Annotated in this window: 15 protein-coding genes; 10 read left to right on the top strand and 5 right to left on the bottom strand. The window is 68.0% G+C overall.

The window, feature by feature from the left end:
* Positions 1 to 181 precede the first annotated feature (181 nt).
* Positions 182 to 1,570, bottom strand: coding sequence for an ROK family transcriptional regulator (locus NNW99_RS23785; protein ID WP_215124433.1), 1,389 nt, complete (start codon positions 1,568 to 1,570; stop codon positions 182 to 184).
* Positions 1,571 to 1,665: 95 nt separating this feature from the next.
* Between NNW99_RS23785 and NNW99_RS23780 the strand changes: the two genes are divergently transcribed.
* The 3 genes from NNW99_RS23780 (at position 1,666) to NNW99_RS23770 (ending at position 4,257) form a co-directional block, all read left to right on the top strand.
* Positions 1,666 to 2,751, top strand: coding sequence for a Gfo/Idh/MocA family oxidoreductase (locus NNW99_RS23780; protein ID WP_215121149.1), 1,086 nt, complete (start codon positions 1,666 to 1,668; stop codon positions 2,749 to 2,751).
* A complete protein-coding gene (locus tag NNW99_RS23775) occupies positions 2,748 to 3,281 on the top strand; it encodes a heme-degrading domain-containing protein (RefSeq protein WP_215121148.1) in 534 nt (177 codons plus the stop codon). Before NNW99_RS23780 ends, NNW99_RS23775 begins: the two co-directional genes overlap by 4 nt.
* 109 nt (positions 3,282 to 3,390) lie before the next feature.
* Positions 3,391 to 4,257: an LLM class F420-dependent oxidoreductase gene (locus tag NNW99_RS23770; RefSeq protein ID WP_215121147.1), complete on the top strand. Its 867-nt coding sequence runs from the start codon at positions 3,391 to 3,393 to the stop codon at positions 4,255 to 4,257.
* Positions 4,258 to 4,348: 91 nt separating this feature from the next.
* Here NNW99_RS23770 and NNW99_RS23765 read toward each other — a convergent pair whose 3' ends face one another.
* The 3 genes from NNW99_RS23765 to NNW99_RS23755 form a co-directional block, all read right to left on the bottom strand.
* Positions 4,349 to 5,206, bottom strand: coding sequence for a fumarylacetoacetate hydrolase family protein (locus tag NNW99_RS23765; protein WP_215121146.1), 858 nt, complete (start codon positions 5,204 to 5,206; stop codon positions 4,349 to 4,351).
* 181 nt (positions 5,207 to 5,387) lie between these two features.
* Complete coding sequence (locus NNW99_RS23760; RefSeq protein WP_215121145.1) at positions 5,388 to 6,107, bottom strand: YidC/Oxa1 family membrane protein insertase; 720 nt, start codon at positions 6,105 to 6,107, stop codon at positions 5,388 to 5,390.
* A gap of 86 nt (positions 6,108 to 6,193) precedes the next feature.
* Positions 6,194 to 6,505, bottom strand: coding sequence for a DUF6412 domain-containing protein (locus tag NNW99_RS23755; protein ID WP_215121144.1), 312 nt, complete (start codon positions 6,503 to 6,505; stop codon positions 6,194 to 6,196).
* Between the two features lie 312 nt (positions 6,506 to 6,817).
* Between NNW99_RS23755 and NNW99_RS23750 the strand changes: the two genes are divergently transcribed.
* From NNW99_RS23750 to NNW99_RS23720, 7 genes are all read left to right on the top strand, one after another.
* Positions 6,818 to 8,293: a beta-1,6-galactanase gene (locus NNW99_RS23750; protein WP_215121143.1), complete on the top strand. Its 1,476-nt coding sequence runs from the start codon at positions 6,818 to 6,820 to the stop codon at positions 8,291 to 8,293.
* 136 nt (positions 8,294 to 8,429) lie between these two features.
* Positions 8,430 to 9,446 (top strand): SEC-C domain-containing protein, encoded by a 1,017-nt coding sequence (locus NNW99_RS23745; protein ID WP_215121142.1) that lies wholly within the window; start codon positions 8,430 to 8,432, stop codon positions 9,444 to 9,446.
* A gap of 14 nt (positions 9,447 to 9,460) precedes the next feature.
* Entirely contained in the window at positions 9,461 to 9,676 is a 216-nt protein-coding gene (locus NNW99_RS23740; RefSeq protein WP_215121141.1) for a helix-turn-helix transcriptional regulator, read from the top strand.
* Between the two features lie 461 nt (positions 9,677 to 10,137).
* Complete coding sequence (locus tag NNW99_RS23735; protein WP_215124432.1) at positions 10,138 to 13,290, top strand: DUF3427 domain-containing protein; 3,153 nt, start codon at positions 10,138 to 10,140, stop codon at positions 13,288 to 13,290.
* A gap of 42 nt (positions 13,291 to 13,332) precedes the next feature.
* Entirely contained in the window at positions 13,333 to 14,316 is a 984-nt protein-coding gene (locus NNW99_RS23730) for a hypothetical protein (RefSeq protein WP_215121140.1), read from the top strand.
* A gap of 30 nt (positions 14,317 to 14,346) precedes the next feature.
* Positions 14,347 to 15,324, top strand: coding sequence for a hypothetical protein (locus tag NNW99_RS23725; RefSeq protein ID WP_215121139.1), 978 nt, complete (start codon positions 14,347 to 14,349; stop codon positions 15,322 to 15,324).
* 38 nt (positions 15,325 to 15,362) lie between these two features.
* Positions 15,363 to 16,025: an HAD family hydrolase gene (locus NNW99_RS23720; protein ID WP_215121138.1), complete on the top strand. Its 663-nt coding sequence runs from the start codon at positions 15,363 to 15,365 to the stop codon at positions 16,023 to 16,025.
* A 90-nt stretch (positions 16,026 to 16,115) separates the two neighbouring features.
* Here the strand turns inward: NNW99_RS23720 and NNW99_RS23715 are convergent, their stop codons facing one another.
* Positions 16,116 to 16,760 carry an ATP-binding protein gene (locus NNW99_RS23715; protein WP_215121137.1) on the bottom strand — a complete coding sequence of 215 codons (645 nt, stop codon included), beginning with the start codon at positions 16,758 to 16,760 and terminating at the stop codon, positions 16,116 to 16,118.
* Between the last annotated feature and the right edge of the window lie 105 nt (positions 16,761 to 16,865).

The following is a 16,865-nucleotide window of genomic DNA, read 5'->3' as shown; positions in this document are numbered from 1 at the left end:
CTCACGTCGCTTCCGGGCCTCGACCCGACCAAGGCCGCCTCACCCGGCCTCACCCATCCTCGTCCGGAGCCGGAGGGTGCCGTTCAGGCGCCTCGCACATCCCCGTCAGCCACCGCCTCGGCACCGGGCCGGCAGCAGCGCCGCTCGCGGCCCGGCCTTACCCGACCCCGCCGACACCGACTCACCCACCCCCACGCCCGAACACCGGCCCCAGCACCATCTGGGCCGCCCCCACCGCCACGACTCCTCCGCCCCCGGCGGCGACGCGCACCGGCACGGCCTCCTGGCCCGTCCGCCGGGCCCAGGCCTCCAGCACCGTCCCGACGCCCCGTACGAACGCCTCCGGTGCCGTGGCCACCGTGCGGCCGCCCAAGAGGACGACGTCGATGTCGAGCAGGCCCACCAGGTTCGCCGCACCGGCGCCGAGGACCCGGGCCGCTTCCGCCGTGTCGCCGCGCGCCACCGCACCGAGGCACAGCGCCTCGACGCAGCCGCGGTCGCCGCAGGTGCAGGGCGGGCCGTCGAGCTGGATCACCTGGTGGCCGAACTCCCCGGCCCCGGTCCTGGCCCCCCGGTGCACACTTCCGCCGATCACCAGACCGGCCCCGAGGCCCGTACCGAGGTGCAGATAGGCGAAGGAGCCGCCCTCACCCCCGGCGGCCAGGCCCAGCGCCGCCGCGTTGGTGTCCTTGTCGACCACCACCGGCACCCCGAGCCGCTCCGCCAACGCCTCCCGCAGCGGAAAGCCGTCCCACTCGGGGAATCCGGTCACCCGGTGCAGCACCCCGCGGGCGTGGTCGAGCGGCCCGGGCAACGCGACACCGACCCCGATCAAGGACCCGGGCCCGGGCCCTGGCCCAGCGAGCGGCACGGAGTCCAGCCCGTGAACCGCCGCGTCCCGTACGCCCTCGGCCCCGAGCGGGGAGCCGGGCCGGGTGAGCGGCATGGAGCCCGACGCGTGAGCCGCCGCGTCCCGGGCAGACCGCGACCCAGACGACCGGGCCTCACCAACCGCCTCCCGTACGCCCCCCGCCCCGAGCGGGGAGCCGGGCCCGGCAAGCGGCATGGAGCCCGACGCCTGAGCAGCCCCCGCCCCCGCCGACCGAACCTCACCCACCCCAGGCCCGGCAAACGGCCCAGCAGGCAGCACCCCGGCCACCGTCTCCCGCACCGCCCCCGTCACCGCCGTCAGCACGGCCGACGCCCCGGCCCCGAGGTCCAGCGGGGCCCGCCGCTCCCCCACCACGGTCCCCCGAAGATCCACCAGTACGACCCGCACCTCGTCGCGGTCCAGATGGACCCCGACCGCGTGCCCCGCCTCGGGCACGAGCCGCAGCACGGTCCGCGGCTTGCCGCCCGTGGAGGCCCGTCGTCCGGCTTCCGCCGCGAGGCCGTCCTCCCGCAGCCGGGCCGTGATCTTGCTGACCGCCTGCGGGGTGAGCCCGGTGCGCTCGGCGAGTTCGAGCCGGCTGATGCCGTCGGCTCCGGCCGTCCGCAGCAGGTCGAGGACCAGCGCCGCGTTGTGGCTGCGCAACGCGAGCAGGTTCACCCCGCCTCCGGTGCCGTGCATGCCGCCCACCCCGCCCGTCCGGTCGTCCGCCCTGTTCACACCCCCCATTGTCCCCGCCGCTTGCACTTTGGCAACAGCGTTGCGAAAGTGGGGCCATGACTGGCACACCCCTCCGCGTCGGCCTCGTCGGCTACGGCCTCGCCGGCTCCGTCTTCCACGCCCCGCTGATCGCCGCCACCGAGGGCCTCGCCCTCGACACGGTGGTCACCTCGAACCCCGAACGGCAGCAGCAGGCCCGTGCCGAGTTCCCGGACGTACGCCTCGCCGCCACCCCCGACGAGCTGTTCGGCCGGGCCGCCGAGCTGGACCTGATCGTCATCGCGTCCCCGAACAAGACGCATGTGCCGCTCGCCGCCACCACCCTCAAGGCCGGTCTGCCGGTCGTGGTCGACAAGCCCGTCGCCGGCACCGCGGCCGAGGCCCGTGAGCTGGCCGCCCTCGCCGAGGAGCGCGGCCTGCTCCTCTCCGTCTTCCAGAACCGCCGCTGGGACAACGACTTCCTCACCCTGCGCAAGCTGCTCAGCGAGGGCGAGCTGGGCGACGTCCTGCGCTTCGAGTCCCGCTTCGAGCGCTGGCGCCCGCAACTGAAGGGCGGCTGGCGCGAGTCCGGCGACCCCGCAGAGATCGGAGGTCTGCTCTACGACCTCGGCAGCCATGTCGTCGACCAGGCCCTGGCCCTCTTCGGCCCGGCCGCCTCCGTGTACGCGGAGTCGGACGTCCGCCGCCCGGGCGCCGAGGCGGACGACGACACGTTCATCGCGATCACGCACACCAACGGCGTCCGCTCCCACCTCTACGTCTCGGCGACGACGGCCCAGCTCGGCCCTCGCTTCCGCGTCCTGGGCTCCGCCGCCGGCTACGTCAAGTACGGCCTCGACCCCCAGGAGGCGGCCCTGAGGGACGGCCTGCGCCCCGGCCCCGACTGGGGCGTCGAGCCCGAGTCGCAGTGGGGCCGCGTGGGCGCTGGGGGTCCCCCCTCTGGGGGAGAGTCCCCGGTGACGGGCGGCGGCCGCCCCGAACCCACCCTCCCCGGCGACTACCCCGCCTACTATGCGGCCGTGGCGAAGGCCCTGCTGGAGGGCGGCCCCAACCCGGTGACCGCGCTGGAGGCGGCCGCCGCCCTGGACGTACTGGAGGCCGCTCGTCGTTCGGCCCGCGAGAAGGTGACGGTGACCCTGTGACGCACAAGAGCTCGCACAACCCTTCGCACCACCAGGAACTCGGCCCCAAGTTCCACCCGGAGCTCACCCCGAGCCTGGAGGAACTGGAGACTCAGGAACGCCGCCTGGTCTTCCGGCAGTTCAGCCACGACGACGCCTGGGCGCTCGGCTCGCTCCTCGTCGAACTCGCCCGGGAGCGGCAGGCCCCGCTCGCCATCGACATCCACCGCGCCGGCCAGCAGCTCTTCCACGCGGCGCTGCCCGGCTCCACCCCGGACAACGACGCCTGGATCGCCCGCAAGCGCCGGGTCGTCGAGCGCTACGGCTCCGCCTCCTACCTGGTGGGCGCCCGCTTCCGCGCCAAGGGCACGACGTTCGAGGAGTCCTCGCGCCTCGACCCCGACACCTACGCGGCCCACGGCGGCTCCTTCCCGATCACCGTCGAGGGCGTGGGCGTGATCGGCGCGGTGACGGTGTCCGGGCTGCCGCAGCTCCAGGACCACCGCTTCGTGGTGGAGGCGCTGGAGGAGTTCCTGAGCAAGGACCGGTAGCAGGCCGGAATGAGTGGCAGGTCCCTCTGGTTGGCACCGCCGTAGGCATGATCTTGACCCCGCCTCAGGCATGATCGAACACGGCGCCCACCCGGAGGGATCGCAACCGATGACCACCGCCCTGAAGGAATCCGTCGGCCGGTACGGCATCTGGAGCGTAGGCCTGCGCTCGGAGGACCCGGACCGGCGCGGCGAACTCGCCGAGACCGCCGCCGAACTGGAGGAACTCGGCTACGGCGCCCTCTGGCTGGGCGGCAACACCTCCGCCGCGAACGCCGCCCCGCTGATCGAGGCGACCTCCCGGCTCACCGTCGGCACCAGCATCCAGAGCATCTGGGAGCACGAGGCGGACACCACCGCCGCGAGCTTCGCCGAGCTGGAGGCCGCCCACCCCGGCCGCTTCCTGCTGGGCCTCGGCGTCAGCCACGCCAAGCGGGCGGAGCAGTACCGCCGCCCGTACTCGGCGCTCGTCTCCTACCTGGACGGCCTGGACGCCGCCGGGATGCCCGCCGACGGCCGGGTCCTGGCCGCCCTCGGCCCGAAGAGCCTGGAGCTGACCCGCGACCGTTCGGCCGGCGCGATCCCCTACCTGGTCACCGCCGAACACACCGCCCACGCCCGCGAACTCCTCGGCGACGGCCCCCTGCTCGCCCCCGAACTGGGCGTGATCCCGGAAACGGACCCGACCCGCGCCCGTGCCCTGGCCCGCGAGTTCCTCGCCCTCTACCTCCCGCTGCCGAACTACACCAACAACTTCCTCCGCCACGGCTTCACCGAGAACGACCTGCCGAACGGCGGCAGCGACCGCCTCATCGACGCCCTGTTCGCCTGGGGCGACGAGGCGGCGATCCGCGCCAGGATCGACACGTACTTCGACGCGGGCGCCGACCACGTGGCCCTCCAGGTGGTGACCGACTCCCCGAGGGACGCCCTCCCGAGGAAGGCGTGGCGCGATCTGTCGTCAGTACTGAAGTGACTCCTTGGGGGCGCGGGGAACTGCGCGACCGACCACGGACGACCCGCAGCCGAAAGATCGCCGCAGTTCCCCGGCTCACCCAGCGGAGCGGCTACGCGTTCTTGAACTCCTGCCGCTGCCGCCCCAGCCCCTCGATCTCCAGCTCCACCACATCCCCGGCCCTGAGATACGGCTTCGGCTCAGGCTCCCCCATCGCAACCCCCGCGGGCGTCCCCGTATTGATCACGTCGCCCGGGTACAGCGTCATGACCTGACTGAGATACCGCACGACCTCCCCCACCGAGAAGATCTGCTCGGCCGTCGTCCCGTCCTGCTTCAACTCCCCGTTGACCCACAGCTTCAGGGACAGCCGCTGCGGATCCGGCACCTCGTCCGCCGTCACCAGCCACGGCCCGAGCGGGTTGAACGTCTCGCAGTTCTTCCCCTTGTCCCAGGTCCCGCCCCGCTCGATCTGGAACTCCCGCTCGGACACGTCGTGCGCCACCGCGTACCCGGCGACATGCGCGAGCCCCTCCTCCGCGGACTCCAGATACCTGGCCGTACGCCCGATGACGACGGCCAGTTCGACCTCCCAGTCGGTCTTCACGGACCCGCGCGGCACGAGCACCGTGTCGTGCGGCCCGACGACCGTGTCCGGCGCCTTCATGAAGACGACCGGCTCGGCGGGCGGCTCGGCACCCGTCTCGCGCGCGTGGTCGTGGTAGTTCAGCCCGATGCAGACGATCTTGCCGATCCTGCCCAGCGGCGATCCGAACCGCAGCCCGGCGGCGTCCAGCGCGGGCAGCTCACCGGCGTCCGCGGCGGCCCGCACCCGGTCGAGCGCGGCCTCGTCGGCGAGCAGCGCGCCGTCGACGTCCGCGACGACGCCCGACAGGTCCCGCAGGATCCCCTCGGCGTCGAGCAGCGCGGGCCGCTCCGCCCCCGCCGTACCGACTCGCAGCAGCTTCATGATCACGTCTCCCTAGATCGCGGGCGCCCGCCCGATGCGCGGGACCCGGATGCGGCGGGGCAGCCATCGGAGGACTGGTCGATCCTCCAAGCTGGGAGTCCACTCCGCAATACCCGGTTCACGTACTGGACCCCGGCCCCCTCGTCACCGGTCACCCGGCCCCCTCGTCACCGTCACCCGGTCACCGGTACAGCACGGCCCGCTCGACGACACTCCACGTCGTACTGGTCACCACGTACAGCGCGGCGGCCAGCGGCACCACGGCCACGGTGACCAGCGTGAAGAAGGACATGAACGGCATGGCCTTGGTCACCGCCGCCAGCCCGGGCAGCTGCTCCCCACCACTGCCCCCGGCCGGGACGACCGGGTTGGCGGCCATCATCCGCTTGCTCAGGTGGTAGCTGAACGCGGCGACGCCGGCGACGATCACGAACAGCCCGACGTAGACGAGCCCGGCCCCACTCAGCGCACCGCCCCCGCCGAGCGCGTCGATCCACCGCTCCCCCAGCGGCGCCGCGAACAGCTCATGGCCGAGCAGCTCATTGGCCCGCCCGCCGATCGTGTCGCTGGAGAACAGGTGGTAGAGCAGGAAGAACGCGGGCACCTGGAGCAGCCCGGGCAGGCAGCCGGCCAGCGGCGACACCTTCTCCTCGGCGTGCAGGTCCAGTACGGCCCGCTGGAGCTTCTCGGGGTTCTTCCCGTGCTTCTTCCGCAGCTCGGCGATCTTCGGCTGGAGCGCGGTCCGGGCCTTCTGGCCGCGCGCGGCGGCCCGGGACAGGGGGTGGACGAGCAGTCGTACGAGCGCGGTGAACAGGACGATCGCGGCGGCGGCCGCGGAGGCGCCGAACAGCGGGTGGAGCAGGTCGGCGAGGTGCTCGACCAGGTTGGCGAAGACGGACATGCGTGAGCCCTCCGGGGGTCTCGTCGTGCCGGGAGTTGGTCATGGCGGCATGACGACCCACGCGGGGTCAGCGGTGTGATGTGCCCCTACGCGAAGGTCGCCCGGAGGGCGTGTCCGGGTGCCCGGGGCCGGGGGCGTCCCTTGGCGTCCGGGTCGCGTTGCGGCAGGAAGGCCGTACGCAGATCACGGTCGCGGATGGCCGTACGTACCCGGGTGCGTGGCACGGCGGGCGCACAGCGCGCGGCGATGACGGCGCAGACCGCGAGCGCGGCCGAGGCCGCGGCGGTCGCCGCGAGCGCGACGGTGGCGGTGAGGCTGCCGGTGTCCAGCAGCGCCAACTCCAGGACCAGGAGGAGCAGTACGAGAGCGGGACGCGGATTCACCCGACCGCGGATCATCGACGGCTCCTCCTCTCGTACATGTGTATGTCCTGCTGTTCGTTATACAGGATCACTCCGACAAGCGGCCGCGGGCGAGCGTCCGAGACTTCGTACACGGGTTTGAGAAAGGTTCGTCGCAACTCTCGACAACCCATCCGTCACACCCGATGCTTCTCGATGCCCTCGACTCGACGCCACCGTCGACGGGCCGGCCCGCGACGCCGGACCGGAGGGCCGGCGCCCGCCCCGCATTCTCCCGAAAGCCCCCTGTACTCCCCTGAACTCCCCTGCATTCCCCTGAATTCCCCTGAATTCCCCTACGGAGGAGCCGTGATACGACGCAGAACCCTGCTGTCCGCAGCAGGCGGTACGTTCCTCGGCAGCGCCCTGGCGACCGGCACCGCGCACGCGGACGCCACCATCGCCGTCACCCCCTCGACCACCTACGGCACCTGGGAGGGCTGGGGAACCTCCCTCGCCTGGTGGGCCAACGTCTTCGGCGCCCGGGACGACTTCGCGGACCTCTTCTTCACCACCAAGTCGGTGACGTACAACGGCCGCTCCCTGCCCGGCCTGGGTCTCAACATCGCCCGCTACAACCTCGGCGCGTGCAGCTCGAACAGCGTCGGCGGCGAGACGATGGCGAAGTCGCCGAACATCCCGGGCTTCAAGCAGATCGAGGGCTTCTGGCAGGACTGGAACAACGAGGACCCGACCTCCTCGGCCTGGAAGTGGTCGGCGGACGCCAACCAGCGCGCGATGCTGGTGAAGGCGACACAGCGCGGCGCGATCACCGAACTCTTCGCCAACTCCCCGATGTGGTGGATGTGTTCCAACCACAACCCCTCGGGCGCGGCGGGCGGCGGCAACAACCTCCAGACCTGGAACTACCGCCAGCACGCGAGCCACTTGGCGGCGACGGCCCTGTACGCGAAGAACAACTGGGGCGTGAACTTCGCGACGGTCGACCCCTTCAACGAGCCGGCCTCCACCTGGTGGACCGCGACCGGCACCCAGGAGGGCTGCCACATGGACCCCGCGGTCCAGGCTGCCGTACTCCCCTACATGCGCAGCGAGCTGGACAAACGCGGCCTCACAGCCACCCGCATCTCAGCCTCGGACGAAACGAACTACGACACGGCCCGCTCGACGTGGGCGTCCTTCAACTCTTCCACCAAAGCCCTGGTCTCCCAGGTCAACGTGCACGGCTACCAGGGCTCGGGAGGCCGCCGCGACCTCCTCTACACGGACGTGGTGACGACGTCCCGCAAGAAGCTGTGGAACTCCGAGACGGGCGACAGCGACGGCACGGGCCTCACCCTGGCCTCGAACCTCTGCTACGACTTCCGCTGGCTGCACCCCACGGCGTGGTGCTACTGGCAGGTCATGGACCCGTCGACGGGCTGGGCGATGATCGCCTACGACGCGAACACCCTCCAGCCGACCACCGTCCAGACCAAGCACTACGTACTGGCCCAGTTCAGCCGCCACATCCGCCCCGGCATGACGATCCTGGACACGGGCGTGAGCTACGCGGTAGCGGCCTACGACGCCACGTCCCGCCGCCTGGTCCTGGTAGCGGTCAACACCTCCACCTCCGCCCAGACCCTCACCTTCGACCTCTCCCGCTTCACGACGGTGACGGGCGGCTCGAACGGCGTCGTCCCCCGCTGGAACACGGTGACGACGGGCGGCGGCGACCTCTACACCCCGCACTCGGACACCCGCCTGACCGGAAAATCACTCAGCGTCCCCTTCGCTGCGAAATCAGTACAAACGCTCCAAGTGGACGGCGTGACGCTGTAGATCGGCGGCGGACGGTACGGCGGCGGTTCGGGGCGATCCGTAAAGCCCGGGTGACGAGCGCGGGGAATCCGCGAGTACAGGTGTCTGGCCTGCACATCTCTCACGCTCGTCACCTCCCGGCAGTACGGTGTCCCCCATGCGCCCCGACACGCCTGCCGAAAACGTCGACCACACCGCCGAAGCGGCACGCCTGGAGCGGACCGCCGGCCTGTATCCCGAGGACGCCGAGGCCCTGCTCCTACGGGCCGCGGCCCACCTGGAACTCTCCGGCGACCGCCCCGACGCGTCCGCGCTCTACGACCGTCTGCTGTCCTCCGCGGCCGACCTGGACAACCCCCACCTGGTCCGGGCGCTCAAGGCCTCGAACCTCTGGGAGTACGGCCACGAGGCCGAGGCCAGGGCGATCATCGAGGGCGTCCGCTCGGCGTCCCCCCAGGACCCGGCCCCCTGGGTCATCGTGGCCGAGGCCCTCGAATCCCACGACGAACTGGAAGCGGCCCACGAGACGTTCACGGAGGCCGTGCACCGACTCCTGACGGACGTGGCGGAGCCCCCCTACGCCACCCACCCCCTCCTCTTCGGCCGCCACCGCGTACGGCGCATGCTGGGCGAGTCCCACGACGAATGGGACGCCCTGGCGGACACGGTCCACTCCCTCCCCATCACCCTCGACGAACTCCACGACCCCAAGCGCGTCTGGTCCCTGGGTTCGGAGAACCCGGCGGAACTGGAGGCCGAGATCCTCCGCCTCCGAGCGGAGCTCGGCGCCTACAGAGAGGCCCTCTCCCGCCCCTTCCCCGTCGCCATCCTCCACTGGCCGGCCCCGGAACTCACCGAACTCCTCGATGCGTACCCCTCCCTCTCCTCCGAGTACCCGACCCACGAGACCCACCTCGCGACCATAGAGTCCGCCCTCCGAGAACTCGCCTCCTCCGGCACCCCCAACCTCGGCATCGTCACCGGCACGGTCCCCTCCTACGAGGCCTTCGCAGCATCGGAACTCTCCTCCCCGGACGACGCGACACTGCTCCCGCAGTACGCGACGACACTGGCGGCGCGGGGGCGGGCTGTGGCTTGGCCGCCGCAGCAGGGGGCGTCTTGCTGGTGCGGGTCGGGCCGGTCCTACGGGGTGTGCCACGGCTCGGACGCATAACCGAGTCCTAGAGGATGAACCCCCCAACGCCTCCCACCGAATACAGCGAGGCCTTCGGCCCATGGCTGGGACGCCAACTGCGTCGAGCGGGCATGTCGCAGGCGGACTTGGCTGACCAGCTCGGCACGACCCGCGCCACCGTCTCAGCCTGGATCACAGGCCGCGCGCAACCACACGCAGAGACCAGGGCCCGCATCGCCGCCGCCCTCGCCACGACAAAGCCCTGCTAACGCGCACGGTCGGCCTCGCAACGCGGCCGACCGGCGCACTGCCCTCTCCCTCCTGGCACCTCGACCACCAGCCGAACGCCGCTAAGCCAACCCGGCGTGCCCTGAACCGCTGATGCGCCCGGCACCCCGAGGGCCTGGACAACGCCCCGCGGGCCTACGAACCGATGGCCCCGGCCCTCCCGGGCCGCCCGCTCGCTTCTCTCCCGTGCTGGAACGGCCCGGGTCAAGGGTGGCCCGCAGGGCCATCGGCGCCAGCCGACGCGGAACGCAGCGCAGCGGAGTGAAGCGCCCTTGAGGCGGGCCGTGGAAGCACGACACTGGCCAGGAAGCGGGCGGCCCCACCGCAGCGGTAGCCCACCTTTCGGTACAGCCCCGCGCATGTCAGTGATTGCTGTTAGAACAGATCCACATCGTCACGCGTGATCGTGTACGAGAACCACGAGGGATCAGGGGAGCAAGTCGTGGCAGAACATGGGGGCCTGTCCAAGCCGATCGCGGGTGTCTACGAGAAGCTGATCACCCATGGTTTGCATGACGAGCTGGAGCAATTCACGGCCGCGGGGTGGAAGGCAATCGACGCCGAGGTCACGCCAGAGTCCGCGCCCCATGTGCTGGCCCGCCACATCGGTGAAGCTGTCAGTCAGAGGTTGAGCGAGCTTCCGCCCGAAGACCGTGTGGCTGTCGCGAACCGCATCCTCGATTCCCTGGCCACGAGTGCCGCCGACCGGGGCGGAGCCAAAGCCATAAGCACGAGCACTATCGCCGAAGGCCCTCGACAGCTCCTTGCTCTCGCTGAGCAGGAGGCTCCAGGCGTCTACGCCCTCCGCCCCCTCACCCCGTTGTCCGAGACGTCGCTCATCACCAACTCTCCGGATGACCTCAGTCTCGGCTCCGAACTCAGGGCAGAGCTCGCTACGGCGGACCGCATCGACCTGCTCTGCGCGTTCGTGAAGTGGTACGGCATTCGCGTCCTAGAGGATTCCCTGCGCGCCGCGAAGGAGCGAGGTGTACCGATCCGTGTCATTACGACCACCTACATCGGCGCCACCGACCGCCACGCACTCGACCGCCTCGTGCGCGACTTCGGCGCTACGGTCAAGGTCAACTACGAGATCCGATCCACGCGCCTCCATGCCAAAGCCTGGCTCTTCAGGCGCCACACAGGCTTCGACACGGCGTACGTCGGCAGCTCCAACCTCTCGAAGGCGGCACTCCTCGATGGCTTGGAGTGGAACGTGCGGCTGTCCTCCATCGCTACACCGGCAGTGCTGAACAAGTTCGAGGCGACCTTCGACGCATATTGGAACGACTCCGCGTTCGAGACATACGACCCCGATCAGCACACCGAGCGCCTCGACCATGCTCTGGCTCAGGCCAGCGGCAGCACCTCCACCACTGACCTGAAGATCAACCTGTCGGGGCTGGAGGTACGCCCCTTCCCCTACCAACAGGACATGCTGGAGCGCCTCCGGGTAGAGCGCGAACTCCGAGGGCGCAATCGCAACCTCTTGGTCGCCGCAACCGGCACCGGCAAGACCGTCATGGCGGCCGTGGACTACCGGAGCCTGGCCAAAGGCTTCGAGAACCGTCGGCCAAAGCTGCTGTTCGTCGCACATCGCAAGGAGATTCTCAAGCAGTCTCTGCGGACGTACCGCGAGGTGTTGGACGATGCCTCATTCGGCGAGTTGCTCTATGGCGGCGAGGACCCGCAAGCATGGGACCACGTGTTTGCCAGCGTCCAGTCATTGAACGTCCAACGGCTTGAAGAACTGGCTCCCGACCACTTCGACATCATCGTGATCGATGAGTTCCACCACGCCACGGCCACCACCTACCGTCGTGTCCTCGACCACTTCAAGCCCAAGGAGCTTCTCGGCCTGACCGCTACCCCTGAGCGGATGGACGGGCTCAATGTGCAGGACGAGTTCTTCGAGGGCCGCATCGCAGCCGAGATGCGACTCTGGGAGGCTCTGGAGAACGACCTTCTATGCCCCTTCCACTACTTCGGCATCCCCGATGGCACAGACCTGACGAACCTCACTTGGCAGCGGGGCGCGTACGCGGACCAGGATCTCGGCAATCTCTTCACGGGCAATGAGGCACGTGCTCGTATCGTCGTCAAGCAGATCCGAGACAAGGTCTCTCAGCCTGGAGCCATGCGTGCACTGGGCTTCTGCGTGGACAAGAAGCACGCCCACTTCATGGCGGACTTCTTCCGAAGGGCAGGCTTTCAAGCAACCGCGCTCACCAGCGACTCACCTGCCGCAGCACGCGCTCAAGCTCTCGCTGATCTACGAGAGGGGAAGCTGCAAGTCATCTTCTCCGTGGATCTCTTCAACGAGGGCCTCGACATCCCGGATGTCGACACCCTTCTGCTCCTGCGCCCCACCAACAGCGCCACGGTCTTCCTCCAGCAGCTAGGCCGTGGGCTACGGCGCACCGAGATGAAGCCCGTACTCACTGTCCTCGATTTCATCGGGCAGCACCGGGCAGAGTTCCGCTTCGAGGAGCAGTTTCGAGCTCTGACGAACCTCTCCAGGAACCGGCTCCTCGATCACATCGAGCACGACTTCCCGCTCCTTCCGTCGGGGTGCCAGATCATCCTGGAGGGCAAGGCCAAGAACCTGGTCCTGGACAACATCCGCACGCAACTGAGCGCCACCGTCAAGACCTTGGTCAACGAAGTCAAGGCCTATGAGACGCCACAGCTAGCGGACTACCTGCGGGAGAGTCGCAGGGAGATCAAGGAGCTGTACAAGAGCGACAACTCCTGGACGACGATCCTGCGCCGAGCCGGCGTACTCAAAGCTGCTGCTCCCGATGGCGAACCGGCGCTCCTCAAACGCGTCCACGCTTTCCTGCACGTCGATGACCCTGACCGGGCCAACGCGTACCTCCGTCTCCTCGCCGACGAAGCCGCGCCATACGACGAGCTGGACCCCACGGACCAGGCCTATGCCCGCATGCTCTTCTTCAACTTGTGGGACAACGCTGGTGGTTTCACCAGCTTCCAGCAGGGCCTAGACGCACTCCGCGACCAACCAGCCCTGCGCGACGAGCTCCGCCAGGTCCTGGCCTACGTCATCGAGCAGGCGGACCACTTCCCGATCCCCTTGTCGGGCAGCCACAGCCAGGTCCCGCTGAAGGTCCACTCCTCCTACAACCGCTCTGAGATCCTCGCCGCCCTCGGCGTAGCACGCTTCGGCGGCCAGATGCCCAGGTCCTTCGCTCAGGGCGTCCAATGGGTCGAGGATCTCCAGACGGACGCCCTTCTGATCACCCTGGAGAAGAACGAGAAAGACTTCTCCCCCACTGTCCGCTACAAGGACTACGCTCTGAGCCCGACGCTGTTCCACTGGGAGTCACAGAACTCCACGGCCGAAAGTTCCCCGACGGGGCAGCGCTACCAGCACCATGCCGAGCGGGGCAGCCACGTCCTGCTCTTCATGCGTCGCTACAAGAACACGGACATCGGTAAGTCTCAGCCGTGGATGCTCCTCGGGCCTGCCACCTACGACGGCCACACCGGCAGCAAACCGATGGCGATCACCTGGCGCATGGAGCATGGCCTGCCAGCTGACGTCTGGTCGTACGCAGCCATCAACGCAAGCTAGTTGACCACGTTCGATGTCAGAGTGATCAGCTAACGTCAGAGCATGGACTTAGCTTCGATCAAGCCCGGGCTGATGACCACACGCGCAGCGATGAAGGAGCTGTTCGGCGGAGGGACGCAGGGAGGGATCATCCCCTCCGATACGACCTCAAACATCCTCATCTACGTAGACCACGACAGTGGCAAGAAGTACGGCTACGAGGACGGCTGGCTAGAGGAAGAGGACGAACGGGGGCCGGTGTTCGAGTACACCGGCCAGGGCACCCGCGGAGAGCAAACGTTTCTGGGACTGAACGGCTCTCGCAACGCAGCCGTCTTGTGCCACGCAGACAGGGGAAAGTCGCTGCGCGTCTTCATGGCAGCAGGCAAGGTCCCGGATCCAAGATCTTCCGCTAAGCAGCAACGGTACGTAGGCGAATTCGAGCTCGATGCAGAGCTGCCCTACACAGTGCGTGAAGCGCATGACGAGAACGGCGAGCGCCGCCGCATCATCGTGTTCCGCCTCCGCCCTAAGGGCGACTCTGAGCGCCTCACTCAGGATGTCATCAGTCGCGCGAAGGAAACCGACACTCACAGGGTTTCCGCCACTGTAGTCACCGGCAAGATGGTGGAGCCGAAGAAGAGGCGGGCGTCAGAAAGCAGGCGGGCTGCACAACCAAGCCTGATAGCCGACCTGCGCCAATCAGCATTGCGAGAGCAGTACTTCGAGGAGCTCACAAGGCGTGAGCACGAAGTCTTCGCGTATCAAATAAAGATCTCCGGTACGACCAGGACCCTCAAGACCGACCTATACGACGCCACGACGCATGAACTGTATGCAATTAGGGGTGCCAGTAGTCGCGACGAGGTACACATAGCCATAGGTCAACTGAAAGACTTTGCACGGCACGTCAAGCCACACAACCCCAATCTGACCGTACTGCTTCCGGAAAAGCCGCAGGATGACTTGCTGAATCTGCTTCACGTAGAGGGCATCGATCTCGTCTACGCCGATGTCGATGGCTACACGAGATGCGCGACCAAGTAACAGCACCCTGCAAACCTCTTTGGAGCAATCATGGCAGAGTCACCGGAGCACATTTTCCTCTCAGACACAGCTCTCCAGATCATGGACAGCGCCTCGAACTCAACACTGTTTGGCTATACAGAAGGCCAACGTAAGCGCTTTGACTTCTCCTGCGACCTGAAGAAGGACTGGTCAAAAGTAGTTGCGGGGCAAACTCTCTGGAAGCACGACGGGGACGGCATCGACAAGGACCTCAGAACGCTCCTCCATGAGCAGGACATCGCAGCGGCGGTATACATCGCTCGACACCAGAGCCGTAGCCGTGCGCGCCTCGCCGAGGTAACACAGGACTATCTGCGCACCATGCCCGAGAGCCTGTCTCGCTTGCGTGTCTTCTGGGTGCCGGCCGACTTCGACGCGGACGACGAAGGTTCCCGCACGACCGTCCACAACCTCTTGAAAGAGGAGATCACGAAGGACCTCCTCCTCCAAGTAGCCCTAGGAGGCATTACCTCCGCGGATGTGACCCGCTTCGCGTCATCAAAGCGCCCCGGCCTCCCCCTCAGGATCCTGTCGCACGTCAAGAAGCAGGGCTATCGCAACGATCGACACACAGCTAAAGCTCTGGACGTCAATCTGAACGCGCTCCAGTTCGAAACGGAACGACTCTTCATCATAGGGTTCCTATCGAGCGACAGCCCGCAAGGGGGCCAGTACAGCGTGACTGATAGCGGACATGCGATGCTCGATATCTGCTCACGCCTCCGCGACTACCTCAACGGAAACCTCGGCGACGGAAACAAGAACGAGGATTTCGAGCACATATGCAAGCTGCTGGGCGTCGAGTACCCATCGATCCCCACGACGGCGCCCCTCCTAGTCGGTGACGACGACCGCGATATTCGGAATCCCACGTCGCTGCTCCTGCAGCACGTGGCTCAAGCCGACGTAGACGGTTCCGTCGAATGGCCCGAACCCTACTTCGCCATACCTTCGAGCTCTGAGATATCCACTTCCCAGCGATCCTGACTCGTTCGGCTAGGGCAACGCTTGGATAGTCTTTCCCTATGATTCGCGCAGTGGTCTTCGACGTAGGTGAGTGCCTCGTGGACGAGACCCGGGAGTACGGCACTTGGGCCGACTGGCTGGGCGTACCGCGGCACACGTTCCATGCGATGTTCGGGGGCGTGATCGCCCAGGGCCGGGACTACCGGGAGACGTTCCAAGCGTTCCGGCCCGGGTTCGATCTCTACGAGGAGCGGGAGAAGCGGGCGGCTGCCGGGCAGCCGGAGAGCTTTGGGGAAGAGGATCTGTACGAGGACGTCCGGCCGGCGCTTCAGCAGCTCCGAGCCGACGGACTGTGGCTCGGCATCGCCGGGAACCAGACCGTACGGGCCGGAGGGATCCTGCGGGAGCTGTTCTCCGACGACGTCGACCTGATCGGTACGTCCGACGACTGGGGCGCCAGCAAGCCCGACCCCGAGTTCTTCAAGCGGGTAGCCGAGGCCGTGCCCTTCGAGGTCGGCGAGATTCTGTACGTCGGTGATCGGTGCGACAACGACATCACGCCGGCCATGCAGGCGGGCATGCACACAGCACTCGTGCATCGTGGGCCATGGGCCACCATTCAGTGGGGCAGCACGGAGGCCAGGGAACTGCCGACCTTCCGCGTCGAAGGGCTGCTGGAGCTGAGTGGCCAGGTGCGCGCGTTCAACGCCTCAGCACACTGAGTGTCGTAGACCGCACGACTAACGCAGTAGCAGGCCTCCCCCAACGAAGACAGGGCATCAAGACGACCATCCCGGTCCCCGCGTGATGCATCAGGTCGCTTGACGCAGAGCACCATGCTCCGCCTCGAAGCGCATCTGCGCCCGATCGAGCATGTCGTCCGCGTCTCGGCCGTGAGCTCGGAACCAGTGGAGAAAGTCGGCGATCGCCGCGATCGCCGTGTCCTCCGCCACGGCCGACGTCATCCTGCGCGTTCCTGCTCCGAGTGGTGCCTGCGGTGCGGCGTAGGAATCAAGGAGGGCCTCGGCCCGCGCCACACCGGGAGTTCTGACGTGACCGCCGGGCACGGTCAGCTTGGTGGCCAACTCGCACCAGGTGACCTTTCGATCCGGGCCCAGTAGCACACCCCAGCGATCGGCAACGGCCTCTACCAGTGCCATGCCCCGCCCCTCCTCGGCGTCTGTGCTCGCATCGCGGAGAACGGGCAGCGCGCGGGTATCGGGGTCATGCACCTCGATGCGCAAGTGCGTGCCTTTCATGGAGACAGCCAGGGTCGCGGGGGTACCGGTGCCGACGTGGGTGATCACGTTGGCCACCAACTCACTCACGCACAGTTGGGCTTCGTCGACGACGTCGTGCAGCCCCCACATCCCCAGTTGCAGCCGCAAGATCCGTCGTAGGCCAGCCACCTCCACGGGTTCGGCTGTGAAGGCGAGCTCCCACGGCTTGCGCGACATACATGCTCCCTGGCTCACGTGGACCCCTCTCGTCGCGGTGGACACCGCATCAGCGGCACAGCGTCACGGATGCTCACGCTGAGTTGTGTTGGTGACAAGAGTGCT

It is taken from the genome of Streptomyces sp. CRCS-T-1, assembly GCF_024442335.1.
Lineage (GTDB): Bacteria > Actinomycetota > Actinomycetes > Streptomycetales > Streptomycetaceae > Streptomyces > Streptomyces koelreuteriae.
This window is presented reverse-complemented; position numbering and strand designations above follow the sequence as displayed.